Raw genomic sequence first — 20181 nt, 5'->3', positions numbered from 1 at the left:
TTTAAGCTCTTGCAATTTTTAAAAATACTTCGTCCATATTATTAACAGCATATTTTTTTATCAGATTAAGCGGAGCATCTGTCACCGCAATTTTCCCTTCCGTCATGATGGCTACCCTCTGACAATATTCAGCCTCATCCATGTAGTGAGTGGTAACAAAGACAGTAATTCCATCATGAGCAGCCTGATAAATCAACTCCCAGAACTGACGTCTTGTGATGGGGTCAACCCCGCCTGTTGGCTCATCAAGAAAAACAATCGCAGGATGATGAAAAATAGCCACTGAAAAAGCAATTTTCTGCCTCCATCCCAGCGGCAAATCCTTTATCAGCTTGTTTCTGATGTCAATCATATTAAGCTTTTCCAGCAATTCATCAGTTCTTGATTTGATGGATTTTTTGTCAATACCGTAAATTCCTGCATAGAAGCGGATATTCTCATACACCGTCAGATCTTCGTACAGGCTGAATTTCTGGCTCATGTATCCGATACTTTTTTTTATCTTTTCCCTGTCTTTATAAATATCATAACCTGCAATATTTACTTCACCTGAAGTCGGATAGGAAAGGCCGCATAAAATACGGATAGCGGTGGTTTTACCGGCTCCATTAGCCCCAAGAAAGCCGAAAATTTCACCTTTCTTAACTTCAAAAGTCAGATTATCGTTTGCCACAAACGAACCGAACTTTTTTACCAGGTTTTTAACATCAATGATAGATTCAGATTGCATGTAAATGTTATTAATTTTTAGTCATGGGTTCAAATCCTTAATTTTTAATAGCAGGGGATTTAAATCCCCTGCTATTGATGAATATTTCTCATTTCTATAATCAATTTTCATAATGTTTTTTTAATAGAGGGGGAATTCATTCCCTCGAAATAGAAATAAAATTCCTTTAGCAGGGGATTTAAATCCTTGGCTATCAAATAATCTATTTTAACTTTTCTCATTTTATATAATTTCACTTTTGTTTAATCTTTTTAACTCATCATCAAATCCTTGATTCTTGTGATGCTGTTCCTGATTTTTAATGTAATTTCTTATTAACTCAACATTCCATGGAGAGATTGAAAATGCACTGAAGCCTTCCTGCCATTCAAAATATTCTTCAGTAATATTGTTGTCATTAATCCATTTTGATGAAATGCCTTTAAAATCTTTTATAATATTAGAAATAATCTGGTTAGGCCTCATACTGAAAATTATGTGAACATGATCGTCAATTCCTCCTGTTGTATCTAAAAAATACGATTTATCTTTCGCAATTTCTCTGAATTTTTCAAAAAGCTTAATCCTGATAACTTTTGTTAAAAAAGGGTAACGATTTTTTGTAGCCCAGACTGAGTGTATCCATATTTGTGAAAATGACATAATCTTATTTTTATGATTTCTTGATTTTTATTAGCAGGGGATTTAAATCCCCTGCTATTGATGAATATTGCTCATTTCTAAAATCAATTTTCATAATGTTCTTTTAATTGAGGGGGAATTCATTCCCTCGAGATAGAAATAAAATTCCTTTAGCAGGGGATTTAAATCCCCTGCATTTGAAAAAAAAATCTCGAGAATAAATAAAATCCTTTTAGCCGGGGATTTAAATCCCCGGCTATTAAAAAAAATCTCTTTCTCATGGATATTTTTCATAATGTTCCGTTAATAGAGGGGGAATTCATTCCCCCTCCAAAATAATTATTTTCTTCATTCATCAATTTCATAAAACAATCCTCAATCCCTGCATTAATTTTCTCAATTTTTAAATTGCTGATGCCATTTTTTTCCAGATAACTGATGATTTCTTCCACTGATTGGATTTGTCCTCCTTTTTCGGTGTAATGAACGCTTTGGCCGAAAGGGAATACGCTTTCCGTTCTCGGAAATTGCCGTAAGATATTCAATAACTGATAGTTGTTGCCTGCAGAGATGGATAAGAGTTCCGACTTAAATTCTTTGACAATATTATCAGGTTGATCAATTGCCATTATCTTTCCCTGCTGAATCAGGGCAACCCTGTCACATTTTGCTGCTTCATCCATGTAGGGTGTGGAAACAATAATTGTAATCCCTGATTCTTTAAGATTTTTCAACATTTCCCAGAACTCTTTCCGGCTAACGGCATCCACCCCGGTAGTCGGTTCATCGAGGACAAGAATTTCAGGTCTGTGAATCATGGCACAGGATAAAGCCAGTTTTTGTTTCATTCCGCCCGAAAGTTTACCTGCCAGTCTCTTTTTATAGGGTTCAATATGGGAATATATATCCATGATTAAGTGATAGTTCTCCTGTACTGTTGTCCCGAAAATACCTGCATAAAAATTCAGGTTTTCTTCCACAGTCAGGTCCTGATATAAGGAAAAACGACCCGGCATATACCCTACTATCTTCCTGATTTCCTTATAGTCTTTAATTGTATCCAATCCATTGATTTTCACATTGCCACTATCAGGTTTGAGCAGTGTAACAATAATCCTGAACAAGGTGGTTTTACCCGCACCATCAGGCCCGATGAACCCAAAAAGTTCCCCTTTCTGAATTTCGAGACTGATATTTTTCAGGGCTTCAACCTCTCCGTAATGCCTGGAAATATTGTTTATTCTGATTTTCATCAATGTTGCTGTTTTGTAATGAGATTACCATATTTTAGTTTACTATTCAAACCTGACCTCCCCGGGCATCCCAATCTTCAAACTACCGTCATTGCTTACTTTTACTTTCATAGCATAAACCAGATTGACCCTTGTTTCTTTGGTCTGTATGATTTTTGGAGTAAATTCCGCATTGCTGCTTATCCAGCTGACAATGCCTGTTAACTCTTTCATTTTCTTGTTTTTGTCATCAATTAAAACCTTAACTTTCTGCCCAATTTTAACTGATGACAATTGACCACCGGAGATGTAAGCCCTCAGATACATATTTCTCAAATCAGCAATTTTGTAAATAGGTTTTCCCATGCTTACCACTTCACTTTGTTCTGCATATTTGGTAAGAACAGTTCCTTTTAGGGGATTGACTATTTTGCAATTATTTAGCTGATAATCAATTAAATCTATTTGCTTGTCAATAGATACTGCTTCTTTTGAGATAGATGGTTGCTGGCTTTGAACGCTCTCAATTTGTGCATTCAGTACTTTTATCTTTCCGTTAATATCATCCATTTGCTGAGAAGTGGCGGCTCCCTCCTTAAAGAGTTTTTCCAATCTTTCTTTTTCAATCTGTAAACTGGACAGTTGCTCCCTGATGGCTTTTGCCTGAGCTTCTATATTCCCTGATTTTACCAGTATAGCCTCCTTTTTGGCTAAAAGTTGCTCTTTCTGAATAACCAGAGAGGTAGTATCAATTATTCCGGCAATCTGCCCTGAATCAAGTGTTTGGCCTTCCTCAATTTTAAGCGAAACAATAGGCCCGCCTGCCATGGCAGATACTATGATTTCCCGGGTTTCAAAATTTCCGTAAGCATCGGAAACATATTCTCTTTTGCATGAGGAAAAAAGAATCAGAATAATTACGAGTGCATTGATTATTTTCATCTGTCTGTCATTTAGTATCCTTTAATAAAATTTAAGTTCATTTTTGCCTGAAGCAACAACAGCTTGTTAACTTCAAGGTTGAGTCTGGCCTGCATTTCAGCATTCAGTTCTGCCAGATATTCTGTGGCGGTAATAGATCCGTTGTCAAGCTGGCTCGAAGCTACTTTTGTGATTTTCTCCCTTAAAGCAATGATCTCAGCGTCTCTGAGGATAGCTTCATTGTATTTGTCAATGTTGTTTTTCTCAGTAACTGAAAGAATATCAAGAGATTGTTCGAATGTTTGTCGTTTGGTTTCTATAATTTCCTTCTGGATTTCGAGGCTGTTTTTTTCATTTTTGCTTTGATGCCAGTCCCAGATATTCCAGTTCAGGCTGGCGCCAGCGATGGCATAAGGTTTAAATTCATTACTCAGAAAGTTAAGTCCCGGCCTGCCAAAGCCCATCTGTCCAAAGGCATATAATTTGGGTAAACGGGATACAGAAAGCAATTCTATTCTTTTGTCAATCAGTTTTTTCTGAAAATCAAACAAGGCTTCTTCAGGACGGGAATTTTTAACCTGAATATATTCCTCCTTAATTTCGCTGAAAACGGTGTTTTCTGAAATTGCCAAACCTGTAAGTTTTGAAAGAGATTCCAACAGGCTTTTTTTTCTGTAATACAGATTTTTAAATTGCTGTTCAATTTTCAGCATTTCGGCTTTTAATATATCGGCATGGCTTTGCAGAAATATCCCATTTCTGATTCCTGCTTCTGCTTTTTTTAATTTTTGCTCAATAAGTTCTTTCGTCAGTTCTGTTAGCTCAAGCTGTTTGTTTAACAGTAAAATACTGATATACAACTGATTAATCTGATCGATGATTTTATACTGCTCTACCTTGACACCTGCAATGTTTATTTCTGTTTCATTGATTTGAATGGCATTCAGTTTTCTGGTCAGACCCCCATCATAAATTAACTGATTGATTTCAACAACAGCCTTGTATTGGTCATTTGGCGGAGGGGTAATGTTAACCGGAAAAGGAAGTCCGCTCAGGTCGATGGAAGTAACCTGAGATTGCCAGGTGGCCTGCGAATTCAGATTGAGTCTTGGAAAATACGAAGCTGAATTTTTATCTATCATGAATTTCCCTGACTGCTGATACAATTCAATAGCCTTTGTCAGCGGGAAATTCGACAAGGCGGCATCCCTGCATTTTTCCAGACTGAGCGTATCCTGTGCTTTTAGTTTTAATCCAAAAGTCAGGCTCATGATTAAAAAAGTGATGATAAGTTTTTTCATTTTATCCTGATTGAATTAATTATTGTATCTGAAACAATTTCAGCTCTTTGTAATAAGAATTGCTGATAATATTCATCATTGTTCTGAAACAGAATGGTTTTAACGATAGGCCTGCTGATAATGGGAAAAACCACCAGCGAAAGCATATTCATGATGAGATGACGCGGGTCAACCGGCCTGATTTCGTTTTGCTCTGCCATTTGCTGAATTTGTTGGGCAAGGGCAGGCAGATTCTGACTGGAAATTTTTTCTGCATAATCCAGGAAAACTGACAGGATGTTTTCAGGGTTTCTGTTGACTTCCATAATGATAAATCCCGGGATATATGGTTTGCTCATCAGCAGTTTGTTGTATTCTTGTACAAAGAATCTGATTTTATCAAACAGATGGACATCTGCCATCATGATACCGCTGACTTTCGGGAAAAAATCATCAATGGCCTCCCTGAAAACTGCACCGAAAAGCTTTTCTTTAGTACGGAAATAATAATGCAGTAATGCTTTGTTGATACCCGCTTCATCGGCAATTTCCTGCATTCTCGCCCCATCCATCCCTTTAGTCATAAATATTTTCTTGGCCGCATCAAGAATTCTTTGCTCTGTATCAAGTTTATCTGTCATCGCAATAAATATTTACTATTTGGTTTAAATAGATAGTTTAACTAATCGGTCAAATGTATGAAGGATTTTTAAATCAGCAAAATTTTTTTTTGGGGGTTGAAAAACGAAAGTTTAAAATTACAAGAGTAAAGTCATGCTTTTTGCAATTTTTATCAAAACCTAAATTAAACGAGAATAGTGATTTTGAGAGAAATAAGGCAATTAATCAATGATTCAGATTATCGAAGCTAATCTTAATTTAGGTTTAAAGAAAAAAATGTTTTTCAAAGGAATATCAGTCTCAACTGATTTTAAAATATGGTATTATGACAGGCCAGTAAAAAGGCTTAATTTTTGCCAAATTCTCCTTCTTAATCTTTTCTGATGTTATTAAAGTACTTTTTCTCCTTTACCTTATTATTTATACATTTTTTTTGCTTTTCGCAGAATGATTTCAGGCAGGTCGTGCGTGGGGTGGTAAAAGACAAGGATAATGGCATACCATTGCCCGGTGCAAATGTCATTTTACTTGATTCTGGCGAATACAAAGGGGTTTCATGTGATGTCAACGGAAGTTTCAGGCTGGAAAATATTAAGACAGGGAAACATCAGCTGAAGGTCAGTTTTATGGGTTATAAAGAAGTGGTGATTCCGATACTGGTGCATTCTGCCAAAGAGCTTGTTCTGAGCATTGAACTGGAAGAATCGGTTTTAACGACTTTGGAGATTCAGGTTACGGCCAACAGGGATAAATTTGAGAACAATAATAAAATGGCAACTGCCAGTGTTATGAAATACAATACGGAAGAAGCATTTCGATATGCCGGCAGTATGGCTGACCCTGCCCGTATGGCCATGAACTATGCAGGAGTTACTTCTGCCAGTGAAATGTCGAACGAGATTGTTATCAGAGGAAACTCTCCGGCAGGCCTGCTCTGGCTGCTTGACGATGTGGAAATACCCAATCCCAACCATTTTGCTGCACAAGGGACTACAGGAGGGCCTATCAGTATGCTGAGTAACAATGTTCTGGCAAACAGTGATTTTTTTACTGCGGCTTTTCCGGCAGAATATCATCAGGCCTTATCAGGCGTATTCGATCTGAAACTCAGGTCAGGCAACAACGAACAGCATGAATACACAATACAGGCAGGAATTCTCGGCCTTGAAGCGACACTGGAAGGTCCTTTTACTAAAAAACATAATTCTTCCTATCTTGTCAATTACCGCTATTCCACCATGGATATTATCGGAAAGTTTATTGACCTGAAAATTGCGGGAGTTCCACGTTATCAGGATATTACGATAAAAACTCAATTTCACACAGGCAAAGGAAATCTGTCATTTTTCAGCATTGCTGGAAAAGGAAAAATGGCATTGCTGGATAGCGAAGAAGATTCCAATGATTTCACGGCTGACCCACGTAGGGAAAACTTTTATCTGGGTAGTGAGCTGGCTGCCTCAGGCATTTCATACAATTGGTTGAATAAAAAGAAGCTAAATCAGAAATTGCTGGTTTCTTTATATTATCAGAAGATGCTTACCAGTCTCGATACGCTGAATGATTTCGATGAACCTTTTGAAGTTTATTACGACCGTTCCAATGATAATCGTCTGACCGTAAAATATACTATCAGCAAAAAAATCAAATCAAATATCAGTGTAAAATCAGGGATTTCGGCTCAGAAGTTATTTTTCAGCCTTGATGCAGCCCGTTTCAACAGCCACTCTTCCACGCTTGAAATGATAATTAAAGATAAAGTAAATCTGGCAGAAGGGCCTGTACTTTACGGAGCTTTTTCCCAGTTTCTGTTCAGGTTTTCTGAAAGATTTAGTTTAAAAACAGGACTGAATCTGAACTATTTCAGCCTTTCGGAAAAATTGACTATTGAACCACGTATTGGTCTGAATTACAATGTCAATTCCCTCACAACTGTCTATTTTGCTTATGGTTTACACAGTAAAACTCCACCACTTGCTTCGCTTTATGCAAAAACAAAAACCGTTGACAATACATACATTACAACAAATACAACTTTGGATTTCAGTAAAACACATCATGCGGTGCTGGGTTTCAGCCGAATGCTGACCGACAATGTAAGGTTGAAAACCGAGACTTATTTTCAATATCTTTTCAATATTCCGGTAGAATCCCATCCTTCGTCTTTTAGTTTATTGAATATCAGTAATCTGGGCTCGGGGTTCAGCGACCTGACTGCCGACAGCCTGGTCAATGACGGAAAAGGGTATAATTACGGGATCGAAGTCAGTCTTGAAAAATATTTCAGCAGCAAATTTTATTATTTGTTTACCCTTTCGGTGTTCGACAGCAAATACACGGCTTCCGACAAAGTGGAAAGAAATACGGAATTTAACAGTAACTACATTATTAACCTGCTTGGTGGCAAAGAGTTCAGTATCAATGAAAATACAGCATTGTTTATCAGTATCAAAGCTGTTTTCAGCGGTGGCAAAAGATATACCCCCATTGATCTGGAGCTTTCAAGAAAATATAAAAACACGGTCAGGATTTCATCTTTGGCTTATTCCATGCAGTTTGAACCATATTATAAATTTGATTTCAAAGCTGGAGCACGTTTTGAACAAAAACGTTTCAGTCATGAGATTTCAGTTACAGTTGACAATTTCACGGACCATAAAAATGTGTTTCGCCAGGAATATAATGTTTCAAAAGATGAAATTGTGACCCAATATCAGTTGGGAATTATTCCCGGATTTTATTACAGGGTGTATTTTTAAGAAGTGTGTTCTGAAAATCATTGGGCTATTGCTATTGGGTGAGTAGCCATACAGCATTTGGGAATTGTTCTGACTTCAGCAAGTAGGAAGCTTTAGGAAAATTACTGAGGTCTATGGAAGTGCTTTCTGTTTCAAGAATCAGATTCCCGTTTAAGTCGTAAACGTAATTTTTGCCTTGAATAGAAGATGAAGAAGTGATAGTAAATTTTCCGTTCAAAGATGGATTGGGATATACAGAAAACTCTTTAATTTTTTGATCTTCATTCATTTGTGAAAAAGTAACCAGTGCTCTTTTTCTAACCACCCAACCTTTCATCGAGAAGTATGGATTTAATGAGTCAAAATGATAATGATCCTGAAATTCCTTGTAAACGGCTACATAATTTTTTTCATCAATCATTCCGGTAAAGATATTTCCGGGAAAAACAGGGAAAATATTTCCGATATTAGCATTATTATCCAAAACAACAAGAACATTTGTAATTGGGTTGTTTATATTGTTAATGCTGATTTTTTTATGATTTGACAAAATATAAGTACCCATCAGTGAAAGATGAATGAATAACCTATCTTTAACAATACAGGTTGCCCGATTTATAGTGTAATTGTTGGCAATATCAATACCCAAGTATTGATCACCTTCTATAAGTTTACCCCAAACAGGATGGAATCCGGTGCTGAATTTGATAAGAAATACTGCATTTTGTCCCGGTCTTTCTTTTATGAGCTTTATATTCTTATATTCATAATCAGGGGAGCAGAAATTTCCAATAAGATAGAATTCTCCGGAATTAAGGGGAGTAACATTGACAAATGAACCATAGCGGGCACCAAATTCAATATTTTTTATGTGATTTCCATCTTTGTCAAGAATAATAAGGGATCTGGTTTTGAGAAAATACAGATTTTGTGATTCGTCCACTTTAATATCCCTGATTTCTTCATAAAATGGATAAACTTCGAAAAAATTAATAGCTTTTACCCATTTCAGGGAAAGATTGGGAGAAAACTTGATAATAAAGCTATAATATTTCTGCTCTTTAGAAATTTGGTTTTTAAAGTGTCCAATATTAATACTGTCAGATTTGGAAATTCCGGAAACATATATGTTTTCATCGCTGTCAACAGTAAGACATGATAGGTGAAACGTAAAGTCTTTCAGATAAGTATCAAAATACACCTCATTCAGAAGTTCACCTTTCATGTTGAATTTCAGAAGAAAAAATCCATAATTTCCTTTTGAATCATATAAGAAGGCAATTGCATAAATAAAATAATCCGTGACAATCATATCTTTGATGGTTCCAAACCTTTCTCCGGGATATTTGAACACATTGATAATTTTACCTTTTTCGTTGATGCTGGCAATAAAAAAATCATTTTTGAAAGGAGCATCAGCTGGACTATTGTTTTTAAGAATAAAATCTCCAATTGCCACATTTTCAGATATGAAATTTCCGGCCAGAAATATTATTCCATTTTGGATAAAGGAAATATCAACCGAAACATTTTCACAATCGCTACTAATCAATGTTTGCCAGTTAACTGGTGAAATCTGTGTGTAAGAGTTTAAAGCTGTTAATAATAGGGTAATAACGAAGCAGATCTTTTTCATAAGATTATTTTTGGTGTTAAGTACCCTAATTGCTTAAAAAGTTAGAGAAAAAATTGGGGGAATCTGATTATTTTTTTCCTTTCTTTTTCGACCAGGCATCATAGCTGGCATTCAGGCTTTGAAGGATGATCTGTGTAAGGTCGAGTGAGGGATCGGAATACAGGATGTTGCTCCCTTTTGCGTGGGCTATGATGTAAGTATAACCTGCCTGCTTATTGAAGATGGCAATATGATTCAGAATACTGTCGTAGAGTTGATCGGCAACTTTCTGTTCTTTTTCAAGCAGGTTGTTACGCAATTTATCCTGATAATCCTGAAGTTCGGCCTGTTTTTCAGCAAACTGATTTTCAGCATCTTCCTGTTTTATAAGACCGAGTTTGATTTTTGTCAGGTAGTTTTTGTAGTCTTCCTCCAGTTTTTTGTACCGCTCTTCGAGCTGGCGTTCAGCTATTGCCTGTGAGCTTTCAAGAGAGGCAATCTGCGATTTGTAATATTTATAATTAGCCAGAATGGTATCGGTATTAACATATGCAATGGTCAATGGTTTTTCGGGTTTTGCCATCAGGGAGTCAGGTATATTTACGGGTAAATCAGGGTTTTTTACTTCTCCGGAATGGCCTTTTTTACCAAGAAAAAATAATATAAAAAGGGCAATAATAGCTAAGCCATAGATAGAGCTGACAATGATAAAGGTCTTTTTCATAAGATTATTTTTTAATAAAAAATTAGTTCCCTGCAAATGCCCAGGGAGATAGAAGTGCTTTCATCTGTAATGTTTCTGAAAATCTTAAAATTATGATTGGGATAATAATAGCAAAAGGTTTTCAGGCCAATGCTTGGCAAATCCAGCGTAACTTCTTTTTTAACGGGATAGCCCATAAAAGTCTTGACAATCAATGAGTTTTTATTAATGACGTCAAGCGTAAGCAACTTTTTGGTGTTCCCGACAAGATATTTTGTAAAACCAGTGTAAATAATGATTTCCAGAAGTTTTTGCCCGCTTTCATCCCAGATAAAATAAGCAAGCGGGAGATATCTTTCTTTAACGATTTCATAATCATAAAGATAGTAACGGTTGGAATTGAAGGGATCAACCTCAAAGAAAACCTTATCGTTCAGTTTTATTACCTCAAGAGCTTCGTTGATACTCATGTTGAAACTGATACCAAATATGAGAATTTCCGTTGCGGTAATATCTTCATAACGGGTAATATCGGTTTTGGTGATCTCCTTATAGGTTTTACGAACAGATTTCGGGTCGTCATCGCTCAGGGCAGGATGGTGATTAGTAACAAAAAACATTGCTGTTAACAAAAAAATCCGGCAATATTTTCGGTTAAAAGTCATTTTAATTACCCATTTCAGAGATAAATTTGATACGCATTAGCCGCAGTTCTTCAGTATCAATATATTGAGAACCCAGATGTTTCAGAGCCTCTTCTATTGAGTCTGATTCTGCATTTCTGAAGTAGTCGTAAATTTCCTGTTGGGTATCGATATCGATATTTTCGTTGATAAAGTAGTCAATATTAAGGCGATGACCGGAATAAATAATACTTTCCATTTCGTCCAGCAATTCATGGAAATCAAGTCCTTTAGCCAATGCTATTTCATCCAAAGGAACTTTTTTATCGACATTCTGAATGATGAACAACTTGTTTTTTGATTTGGCAGGCATTGACTTGACCACCAGATCGTCCGGCCTTTCGATTTCGTTTTCTTCGACATATTTGGCAATGAGCTTAATGAATTCTTTTCCATACCGTTGAGCCTTGGTGGCTGAAACGCCTGTGATGTTGGTCAGCTCTTCTTCGGTGATGGGATATTTGATAGCCATTTCTTCGAGGGAGGGATCCTGAAAGACGATATATGGCGGTACGTTCAGTTTTTTGGCGATGGATTTCCTGATTTCTTTCAGCATATTGAAAAGCGTTTCGTCATATCCTCCGCCAGCAATTTTTATTTCGTCATCTTCTTCTTTAATGTTTTCGTAACTGTCGTCAACAGAAACCATTACAGAATATGGATTTTTCAGGTATTCCATCCCTTTTTCGGTAATGGAGATGGTTCCCATCGTTTCGATATTCTGTTCGATCAGTCCTTCAACATCGGCTTTTCTGATAATGGCTTTCCAATGGTAAAATGATTTGTCTTTTCCACTTCCGAATTCCTTCAGTTTGTTGTGCTGATATGCTAAAATGGCCTGATTCACTTCTCCTGTCATGATATTGACCAGATGTTCAAGGTTGAATTCAGTGCTGAGCGATTTGACCAGTTTCAGGATACGGACAACATCATCTTTCCCGTCAAATTTTTCTTTTGGATAACGGCAGTTGCTGCACATTTTCTTTTCTTCGCAGTCAGGCTTATCATATTTTTCACCAAAATAATGAAGTAAATCAATCCTGCGGCAGGAAGATGATTCTGCAAATGCAGCCATGTGTTTTAGTAACTGGTTGGCTTTTTCCCGCTCATAATATTGTTTGTCGCGATAAAGTTTTTCGAGTTTCAGCAAGTCGTTGAAGTTGTAAAACAGAATACAGTCGGAAGCAATGCCGTCACGTCCGGCCCTGCCGGTTTCCTGATAATAACTTTCAATGCTTTTCGGTACATCATAGTGAATCACATATCTGACATCGGGTTTGTCAATTCCCATTCCGAAAGCAATCGTAGCTACAATAACTTCAACCTCTTCCATCAGAAACATGTCCTGATGTTTGTTGCGGACAGCACTATCCATTCCTGCATGATAATCAATGGCTTTGATGCCGTTAAGCCTGAGGGTTTCAGCTACCTCCTCAACTTTTTTTCGTGTGAGGCAGTATATGATTCCGGATTTTCCCGGATTTTTTTTAATATAAGTTACGATTTCCCGGATAGCTTGTTTCTGAGAGAATTTGGGCCTGACTTCATAATAGAGGTTAGGCCTGTCGAATGATGACATAAAAACCCTTGCATCCTCAATTTCAAGATTAATTAAAATGTCTTCCCTGACTTTAGGTGTGGCAGAGGCCGTCAGGGCTATGATGGGAAGTTTTCCGAGTTCATCAACTACCTCTCTTATTTTACGGTATTCAGGCCTGAAATCATGTCCCCATTCTGAAATACAGTGTGCTTCATCGACAGCGATAAAAGAAAGCTTCGTTTTGTTAAGAAATTCAATGGTTTTGTCTCTGTTGAAGGTTTCAGGGGCGATGTAAAGCATTTTGGTATTACCGCTCAGCACATCATTTTTGACAGTTTCGATTTCTTTTTTGGTCAGGCTTGAATTGAGAAAATGGGCAAAACCCTTTTTAGCTCCGAAGGTTCTGATCAGGTCAACCTGATTTTTCATCAGGGCAATCAAAGGGCTGATGATGATGGCAGTACCTTCTGAAACGATAGCCGGAAGCTGGTAGCAAAGGCTTTTGCCACCCCCTGTGGGCATGGTTACAAAAGTGTTATTCCCTTCGAGAATGCTCAGAATTATTTCTTTTTGCTGGCCTTTAAAGGAATCAAAGCCAAAAAATTCCTTTAAAGTATGTTGAATTTGTTGTTCTAAAGAATTCACTTCACATCAATTTTAACTGTTTTTTTGGGCTTATAAAATTAATACATTTTAAAAAAAGCGGAAAGTGATAAGAAAATTTTATGCCAGCATGTAAAAAAAATTTTTTATCAATACCACTGAAAAAGAGAGAGATAGTACCCGGAGCCGGGATCGAACCGGCACGGGAAATCCCACTGGTTTTTGAGACCAGCGCGTCTACCTGTTCCGCCATCCGGGCAAGTGTGTCGTTTATGTCAAGAACAATACTATACTTCTGAGGCAATAAAATCAATTTCTTGCATTTAGACTGCCTGCAATGCGGCTGCAAAAATAATTGTTTTTGTCTCATCAATACAAAACCCGGATATTTTTTATCTGAAACTGACTGTCTGATAATATTTTCTGATGAGTTCCTTGGCCTCATCCATGCTGATTCTCTTTTCATTGTAGTAGCAGGTGAGGAAGGCATCAGAATACCCTTTATTCCTGATTTCCATTTTGTATTCTGTTGCTGAGGCAATGGTCTTGTATTCTCCGATGGTGTATTTGTACAGCGGGTCGGGAGGCCATTGCTCTTCCCTGATTTTACCCGGATCAAGCTTGCTGGTAAAGTAAGGATGGTTCACAGTGATGTGATTGCGGAATGCACCTAACTGTACCTTAAAATACAATCCGTTAATTTCGGCATTGTACAGGTTTTTGTCTGCAATTGCTGGCTGAGGCTGTTGTGCCGTTTTGGAAGGGGTTTCCTGAGCAGGCGGCTGGCTTGTTTTTGGCTTTTCTGCCGGTGGCTTTTCTGTTGACACCACCTTTTTCTCTTCAGTTGTAGTTTTCGGAGTCTCTTGTTTTGCAGTTTTTTCTTCGGCAGGTTTTACTGTTTCTTTAGGGGGTTCGGTCTTCTTGGGCTCTGTTGGTGTCGTTTTTTCTGCAACCGGAGGTGGCGTTGCCTTCTCATCTTTCTCCTTTACCGGTGTTTCAGTGGGTTTGATTTTTTCATCGACAGGTGGCTTTGTCTCAGAGGCTATCGGAACATCTTTTCTGACATCCGGTTTTGATACTGGTTCGACAAGGTATATGTCATAGATCCCTTTACCGGATTTTCTGTTTGATGAAAAAAGAGCAGTGCCGGGAATACTTGTGGTTACATAAAAAATGTCGTCATTATTGCTGTTAACGGGAGCTGGCAGCGATACGGGTTCACCCCAAAGATTGGAAGCATCGAATAAAGAATAGAAAATGTCGAAACCACCCATGCCTAATTGTCCGTTTGAACTGAAATACAGCTTTTTACCGGTGCTGTCAATGTGGGGTGTTATTTCATCATACCGGGTATTTACCATAAAACCTATGTTTTTAGCTTCTCCCCATGTTCCGTCATCCTTTAAAACAGAGAAGTAAATATCTTTTCCTCCCTGTCCTCCTGGCCGGTTGCTGACAAAATAAAGAACTTTTCCATCGCTGCTGATGGAAGGATAGCCATCCCAGTATTTGGAATTGACCGTGGCAGGAAGTTTTTCGGGGTCAGCCCAATGGTCATTGATTTTTCTGCAAAGATAAATGTCAGCATTTTCATTGTTTTCGTCAGAAACGGTATAGTAAAGTGTTTTGGATGATTCATGAAATGCAGAAGAAACCTCGTTGCTGCGAGTGTTAAACCCGGCTTTGATTTTCAGGGGCTCACTTGTACTTCCCTTTTTGTACTGGCTGACAAAAATATTAAAGTTGACGTCAGCCAGATTTTTATTTTCAGGCATTAATCTGTCGGAACTGAGAATAAGTCTGGAATTGTTTTCAATCAGCAAGGCGCCAACATCACTGTGAGCTGAATTTCCGGCAGAAAGATTGGTAATGACAAGGTTTTTATCGACTATAGCCGGCTTATCTCTTTCAGAAATTTCAGTAAGCTCTATAGCACACCAGTCGTTCCATTCCTTTACCTGAGCAAGCTCTTTCAGGTTGACCTTAAAACGCTTGCTCAGATTCAGGTAACGAGCATAATTGGTCATGGCCTTGCGATAATCACCGGAGCGCATGGCACAATAACCAAGCATGTAGTAGAGTTGCAGATGTTCTTTTCCCGGTTTTTCTACCATTTTGGCTGCATTGTCATAGAAATCCATTGCATCCTTATATCTGCCCTCTGCAAAGGCTTTTTCTCCACTCTTGATTTCTTTTGAGTATGTTTGCCCCTGCACGGTCAATTGACTTGTAATTAATATTAGAACTAATGTATTTACATTAATTATTTTCCTGATTATGGTCATCTTTCTCTTTTTTTAAGATTTAAGATTAATTACTTAATGAGTAACAAAATTATTAATGCTTGTCAGACATTAGTTTTAGCATTATCCACAAATAGGGTATCACTGTGGATAAGCATTCAGGAATGAAGAAGAATTAATTAATTTATCTGAAATAAATACTTTTTTTTATTAATATTAATCAATGGGGGAGCTAAAAATAATCATTAATGTTATTAATGCTTTTACGAAATTTGCACTGATTTTTAAATCTAATAAAAAGAAATAATGGAGGCAAAGAGTATTTATTGGTTGATAGTTTTGATTCTTTTGTTTGGATTTGTTCTCGACCGCATCCTGTCTTTTTTAAACCATCGGACATGGGAAAAAAAACTACCTGACGACCTGAAAGAATTTTATGATGAAGAGAAGTATGAAAAAGCACGTAATTACAACAATACCTTATGGAAATTCGGAATTTTACGTGAGTCGCTGAGTTTTTTCATTACGCTGGGATTTTTTATGACAGGAGGCTTTGCCTGGCTCAACCACCTGATTTCGCCCCATATCCATCATCCTGTTTTTCTGACACTTATCTATTTTGCTGTTTTATTTTTTGTGTCTGATTTACTGAGCATTCCTTTCAGTAGTTACAGGACTTTCGTCATTGAAGAAAAGTTTGGCTTCAATAAAACCACTCCGAAAACCTTCATTTTAGACAAACTGAAATCTTATGCCCTGTTGTTAATCATCGGAGGCATTCTCGGCTTTATCCTTATCTGGCTCATTATTCAGCTAAAGGAAGATTTCTGGATTTATGCCTTTCTGGTAATGACGGCATTTTCCCTGTTTTTTACAGTTTTCTACAGTTCACTGATCATACCGCTTTTCAACAAGCTTACACCACTTGAAGATGGTGAACTGAGGACAGCCATTTTTGACTTTGCCGGAAAAGTCAGTTTTCCGCTTGATAACATCTATGTCATTGACGGTTCGAAACGCAGCAGTAAAGCTAATGCATTTTTTACAGGCCTCTGGAAAAAGAAAAAGATTGTGTTGTACGATACACTGATTGCCAAACATACTGTACCTGAGTTGGTTGCAGTATTGGCACACGAAGTAGGACATTACAAAAAAAAGCATATCGTTAAAGGTCTTATTGCCGGCATTGCTCAGACTTTTGTCATGCTCTTCATTGTTTCAAAGCTTCTTTTTCTGCCTGAGCTTTCAAAAGCTTTCGGATGTACTGATTATGTCCTGCATATCAATCTGATAGCACTGACGATATTGTTTGAACCGGTGAATCTGATCATTGGACTTGCTGGTAACATTTTTTCCAGAAAACATGAATATCAGGCAGATAAGTTCTCAGTTATTCATACGGGGAGTTATGAGCTTAAAAATGCCCTGAAAAAGCTTTCAGTGGCTCATCTGTCGAATCTGAAGCCTCATCCGGCTTATGTGTTTTTCTATTACTCACATCCACCTTTGCTCAAACGCCTTCAGGCTATTGAGAACATTAAACTCAACCCATCATGAGAAAATTATTCATCTTCTTCATTGTTATATCTCTTTTTATTTCCTGCAAGAAAGAACAGCCCGACTGGAGCCCTCGCATTCTCCTGCCTTTGGTTAATTCTGAAATAGGCCTCGACAAGCTTATAAGTGATTCCACGTTAAAACTTTACCCCGATAGCTCACTTTTTCTGGTAAGTGATTTCAGTTTGGGTGAATTCAGTTTCACCGACCTGATGAAAATTCCTGATACTACTTTAATCAAAAAGGTAACGCTGAAAACCATAAAAATAGGAACAAGGATAATCGAATCAAAAGTTACACTGGGAGAGGTTGCCCGCAAAAACGGACTGATGGGGCAGCTCATCCTGAATGCTCATGGAAGTTATCTGCCTGTTCCTCCAATTCCCGGTAGCAATGGAGGCAAGGAGCTTATCGATGCTTCTTCGCTGTTTCAGAGTGTAGAGGTTCAGGAAGGCCAGTTGGAGGCTAATATTTTTAATGGCTTACCTATTGAATTACAGGATGTTATATTTTTATTAAGAAATAAAAATTCGGGTGAAATTCTGCTCCAGGATACAGTTGTCAGTGTAATGCCAAAGACAAATTTTGTGAAAGTGTATCCATTGAACGGGAAAAAATTTGAAGGCCTTCTCGAGAGCGAAATTCTGAATATCAGCAGTCCCGGAACAGGAACCACTCCGGTCTTAATTGATACCAATGATGCCATCAACATTAACTTAAAGGTTAAGATTGATAAAGTCAATTCGGCTACTGCAATATTCCCTGCTCAGAATCTGGTGGATACACGCGAAGATGTTGAGTATGTTCTGGAAGGGATCAAACTGAATTTTATGAAAATTAAATCGGGAATTTTCAGGGTGGTAGTTGCTTCCACTCTTCAGGATTCCGGATTTATCACCTACTCAATTCCATCAGCACGATACAAGGGGGAAGATTCACTGGTCGTCAATGTGGTGTTGCCTCCTGCTCCAAAAGGCGACACGGTATTTATCGATCGTTCCTACCCTGTAGATGATTACTGGTTTGACCTTACGGGTAAAGACGGGGATAAATACAATTCTTTTTATCACCACCTGCTGATGCGGATTGATTCCACCGGAAAAATGATGGATCTTTCGCTGAATGACAGTATTTATTTGCTTTACACACTGTATGATGTAATTCCGGAATATCTTTCCGGTTATCTGGGTAACGATTCTTTTGTTTTTTCAGGCAATGTCAGTGATCTGGGTTTTTTCAAAAATATCAAGGGAGGCAGCATCGATCTCGAAAAACTTGACATCGGATTTTTCATTGAGAATGGAGTAGGAGCAAAGGCAAGAATTACCATAGATAAAGTTGAAGCCATCAATAGTCAAAAAGGTGAAAGCATAATCCTGACAGGTACAAATCTGGCTGAACCTATTGATATACAGTCTGCTAACGATAATCCGTTTTACAGCGTCAGGACGTCAAAACCCATTCAGAATTCCAATGCTGAACAATTTGTGGAGTTATTGCCTGATCAGGCAAACTATCAGGTAAAGGTGTTCATCAATCCGGACGGACAAGTGTCTTACAATGACTTTATTTATCGTCAGTCGAAGGTGAAAGCAGGGATTCAGGCGGAACTTCCCCTGCATTTTTCATCAAAAGGCCTGTCAATCATTGATACGGTTGACTTTGTCCCTGATAATGTACCGGAAACGGAAATGATTTCCTCGGCCAGGCTGAAAGTCCTCATATTAAACAAATTTCCGGTCAAATCGAGGATTCAGCTTGTATTTCTGGATGAAAATCTACAGGTTATTGATTCGCTTTTCAAAATACCTGTTGAAATAGCTTATCCGGAATATACCGGCAATAAGAACTATGTTCCGGCTGAAACAAAATTTGAAATTCCTCTTGAAAATCACTTCATCAGGAATTTTGAGAATATCAGAAAAGTAATTGTTCTGGCGACACTTGATACCGGTCCCGGGGACACGCGGAAGAAAATTTTCAGCGACTATAAAATTTCTGTACGTATCAATGGTGATTTTATCCTAAAACCAAAATTGTAAGCATGAATAAATTTCTCTACCTTGTTATTTTTCTAACCCTTACCCTTACTTTAAAAGCCCGTTCAAATATTACCATTAAAGATACCTCCCGCTGTCATCTGTCAGCCGGATTTTCTCTTCTTTCCTCGCACGACATCAATCCGCTTCAACTCGGCTATTTTTTTATTCTTCAGCAAACTGACAGTAAAATTAAAGCCCGGATGGATAAAATTCTTGACCGTCAGGGAATGATGCATTTTGGCGAAGTGTCGGGATATGATATCAAAGCTGATTTCAGGCTGAAAAATGTCAACAATTACAGACTGCTTGTTCTGTATTCATGGAAATACTGGCAAAACCTGAATTTACCTGCAACGGGATACAGACTTATCAGAGACGGGAATTATGAACTGGCAGGGATGTCGGTTAACTTGTCAGGGTCGGATTATTCTGTTTCTGGTTATCAGATTTTTGGGATAGGAGTTCAACAAAAGTCGGATAAATTTTCATCGGAAATTACTCTCAATTACCTTAATCAGAGGTTTGATCAGCAATTGACTTTAAATGATTCCTATTTTTACACCTCAGACGAAGGCGATTCTGTTGAACTCAGCATAGATGCTGCATATCAAAAGGCAATTCGCACCAATGCTGTTTTTGGTAAAACTTCCGGAAGTGGACTGTCTTTTAATGCTGGCGTTGTCTGGCATGCTTCTGAAAAGCATAAAATTTCATTAAATATTGAAAATCTTGGTGTTGTGCATGAAAAAGTTCAGAAAACTTCCGTTGATACCTTATTAACATTAAAAGGAATGGATGTATTTGGCGGGCAATTATTCGAACAATATTTTCCTTCAGGATTGGCTGATAGTTTCATCAATACTGTAAAACCTGCCGAAGACCATTGGACATTGTCTTCTTATTCGCTGAACTTTCAATACGCATGGCAGATCAACGACAGAATGAATACGAAATTATCGGCAAATTATTTTCCTGCATTTTGCAGGAATCCTTCCATAGAAGCTGTTGCATCTTATTCATTTTCAGAGAATAAAATAATTTTATCAAGTGGT

The 20181-nt window shown here is 37.7% G+C and carries 15 protein-coding genes and 1 tRNA gene; 4 read left to right on the top strand and 12 right to left on the bottom strand.

From position 1 onward, the window contains the following. Position 1 precedes the first annotated feature (1 nt). The 6 genes from GX437_00630 to GX437_00605 form a co-directional block, all read right to left on the bottom strand. Positions 2–730, bottom strand: coding sequence for an ABC transporter ATP-binding protein (locus GX437_00630; GenBank protein ID NLJ06149.1), 729 nt, complete (start codon positions 728–730; stop codon positions 2–4). Positions 731–952: 222 nt separating this feature from the next. Continuing rightward, positions 953–1372 carry an IS200/IS605 family transposase gene (tnpA, locus tag GX437_00625; GenBank protein NLJ06148.1) on the bottom strand — a complete coding sequence of 140 codons (420 nt, stop codon included), beginning with the start codon at positions 1370–1372 and terminating at the stop codon, positions 953–955. A 269-nt stretch (positions 1373–1641) separates the two neighbouring features. Next, the gene (locus GX437_00620) at positions 1642–2604 is read right to left on the bottom strand and encodes an ABC transporter ATP-binding protein (protein ID NLJ06147.1); all 963 of its coding nucleotides are present in this window, start codon (positions 2602–2604) and stop codon (positions 1642–1644) included. 42 nt (positions 2605–2646) lie between these two features. After that, positions 2647–3525, bottom strand: coding sequence for an HlyD family efflux transporter periplasmic adaptor subunit (locus GX437_00615; GenBank protein NLJ06146.1), 879 nt, complete (start codon positions 3523–3525; stop codon positions 2647–2649). An 11-nt stretch (positions 3526–3536) separates the two neighbouring features. After that, positions 3537–4805 carry a TolC family protein gene (locus tag GX437_00610; GenBank protein NLJ06145.1) on the bottom strand — a complete coding sequence of 423 codons (1269 nt, stop codon included), beginning with the start codon at positions 4803–4805 and terminating at the stop codon, positions 3537–3539. Beyond that, positions 4802–5425: a TetR/AcrR family transcriptional regulator gene (locus tag GX437_00605; protein ID NLJ06144.1), complete on the bottom strand. Its 624-nt coding sequence runs from the start codon at positions 5423–5425 to the stop codon at positions 4802–4804. Before GX437_00605 ends, GX437_00610 begins: the two co-directional genes overlap by 4 nt. 363 nt (positions 5426–5788) lie before the next feature. Here GX437_00605 and GX437_00600 point away from each other — a divergent pair, with 363 nt between their 5' ends. After that, positions 5789–8164 carry a TonB-dependent receptor gene (locus GX437_00600; protein ID NLJ06143.1) on the top strand — a complete coding sequence of 792 codons (2376 nt, stop codon included), beginning with the start codon at positions 5789–5791 and terminating at the stop codon, positions 8162–8164. Positions 8165–8195: 31 nt separating this feature from the next. On the opposite strand, the gene GX437_00595 is transcribed toward GX437_00600, so the two are convergent. The 6 genes from GX437_00595 to GX437_00570 all read right to left on the bottom strand — a co-directional run bounded on the left by GX437_00595 (position 8196) and on the right by GX437_00570 (position 15572). Beyond that, positions 8196–9779 (bottom strand): T9SS type A sorting domain-containing protein, encoded by a 1584-nt coding sequence (locus GX437_00595; protein NLJ06142.1) that lies wholly within the window; start codon positions 9777–9779, stop codon positions 8196–8198. Between the two features lie 67 nt (positions 9780–9846). Then, on the bottom strand, positions 9847–10482 hold the full coding sequence (locus tag GX437_00590) for an OmpH family outer membrane protein (GenBank protein NLJ06141.1): 636 nt from the start codon (positions 10480–10482) through the stop codon (positions 9847–9849). An 11-nt stretch (positions 10483–10493) separates the two neighbouring features. Then, positions 10494–11081 carry a hypothetical protein gene (locus GX437_00585; GenBank protein ID NLJ06140.1) on the bottom strand — a complete coding sequence of 196 codons (588 nt, stop codon included), beginning with the start codon at positions 11079–11081 and terminating at the stop codon, positions 10494–10496. A gap of 46 nt (positions 11082–11127) precedes the next feature. Then, positions 11128–13329, bottom strand: coding sequence for a DNA helicase RecQ (gene recQ / locus GX437_00580; GenBank protein ID NLJ06139.1), 2202 nt, complete (start codon positions 13327–13329; stop codon positions 11128–11130). 135 nt (positions 13330–13464) lie between these two features. Then, positions 13465–13546: transfer RNA gene (locus GX437_00575), tRNA-Leu, on the bottom strand. Between the two features lie 133 nt (positions 13547–13679). Beyond that, entirely contained in the window at positions 13680–15572 is a 1893-nt protein-coding gene (locus tag GX437_00570; protein ID NLJ06138.1) for a hypothetical protein, read from the bottom strand. 264 nt (positions 15573–15836) lie between these two features. On the opposite strand from GX437_00570, the gene GX437_00565 reads away from it, so the two are divergent. From GX437_00565 to GX437_00555, 3 genes are all read left to right on the top strand, one after another. After that, positions 15837–17087 carry a M48 family metallopeptidase gene (locus GX437_00565; protein NLJ06137.1) on the top strand — a complete coding sequence of 417 codons (1251 nt, stop codon included), beginning with the start codon at positions 15837–15839 and terminating at the stop codon, positions 17085–17087. Beyond that, positions 17084–19129, top strand: coding sequence for a hypothetical protein (locus GX437_00560; GenBank protein ID NLJ06136.1), 2046 nt, complete (start codon positions 17084–17086; stop codon positions 19127–19129). The genes GX437_00565 and GX437_00560 overlap by 4 nt, the downstream gene beginning before the upstream one ends. A gap of 2 nt (positions 19130–19131) precedes the next feature. After that, positions 19132–20181 (top strand): hypothetical protein (locus tag GX437_00555; GenBank protein ID NLJ06135.1); only part of this gene is annotated, 1050 nt, incomplete at its 3' end.

It is taken from the genome of Sphingobacteriales bacterium (genome assembly GCA_012517435.1).
Taxonomy (GTDB): Bacteria; Bacteroidota; Bacteroidia; order CAILMK01; family JAAYUY01; genus JAAYUY01.
The sequence above is the reverse complement of the archived record's forward strand: the minus strand, read 5'-3'. Positions and strand labels throughout refer to the sequence as shown.

Excerpts from the sequence above, each read along its gene's own strand:
- GX437_00630 (NLJ06149.1), bottom strand. The coding sequence starts at position 730 with ATGCAATCTGAATCTATCATTGATGTTAAAAACCTGGTAAAAAAGTTC.
- tnpA (NLJ06148.1), bottom strand. The coding sequence starts at position 1,372 with ATGTCATTTTCACAAATATGGATACACTCAGTCTGGGCTACAAAAAAT.
- GX437_00620 (NLJ06147.1), bottom strand. The coding sequence starts at position 2,604 with ATGAAAATCAGAATAAACAATATTTCCAGGCATTACGGAGAGGTTGAA.
- GX437_00615 (NLJ06146.1), bottom strand. The coding sequence starts at position 3,525 with ATGAAAATAATCAATGCACTCGTAATTATTCTGATTCTTTTTTCCTCA.
- GX437_00610 (NLJ06145.1), bottom strand. The coding sequence starts at position 4,805 with ATGAAAAAACTTATCATCACTTTTTTAATCATGAGCCTGACTTTTGGA.
- GX437_00605 (NLJ06144.1), bottom strand. The coding sequence starts at position 5,425 with ATGACAGATAAACTTGATACAGAGCAAAGAATTCTTGATGCGGCCAAG.
- GX437_00600 (NLJ06143.1), top strand. The coding sequence starts at position 5,789 with ATGTTATTAAAGTACTTTTTCTCCTTTACCTTATTATTTATACATTTT.
- GX437_00595 (NLJ06142.1), bottom strand. The coding sequence starts at position 9,779 with ATGAAAAAGATCTGCTTCGTTATTACCCTATTATTAACAGCTTTAAAC.
- GX437_00590 (NLJ06141.1), bottom strand. The coding sequence starts at position 10,482 with ATGAAAAAGACCTTTATCATTGTCAGCTCTATCTATGGCTTAGCTATT.
- GX437_00585 (NLJ06140.1), bottom strand. The coding sequence starts at position 11,081 with ATGTTTTTTGTTACTAATCACCATCCTGCCCTGAGCGATGACGACCCG.
- GX437_00570 (NLJ06138.1), bottom strand. The coding sequence starts at position 15,572 with ATGACCATAATCAGGAAAATAATTAATGTAAATACATTAGTTCTAATA.
- GX437_00565 (NLJ06137.1), top strand. The coding sequence starts at position 15,837 with ATGGAGGCAAAGAGTATTTATTGGTTGATAGTTTTGATTCTTTTGTTT.
- GX437_00560 (NLJ06136.1), top strand. The coding sequence starts at position 17,084 with ATGAGAAAATTATTCATCTTCTTCATTGTTATATCTCTTTTTATTTCC.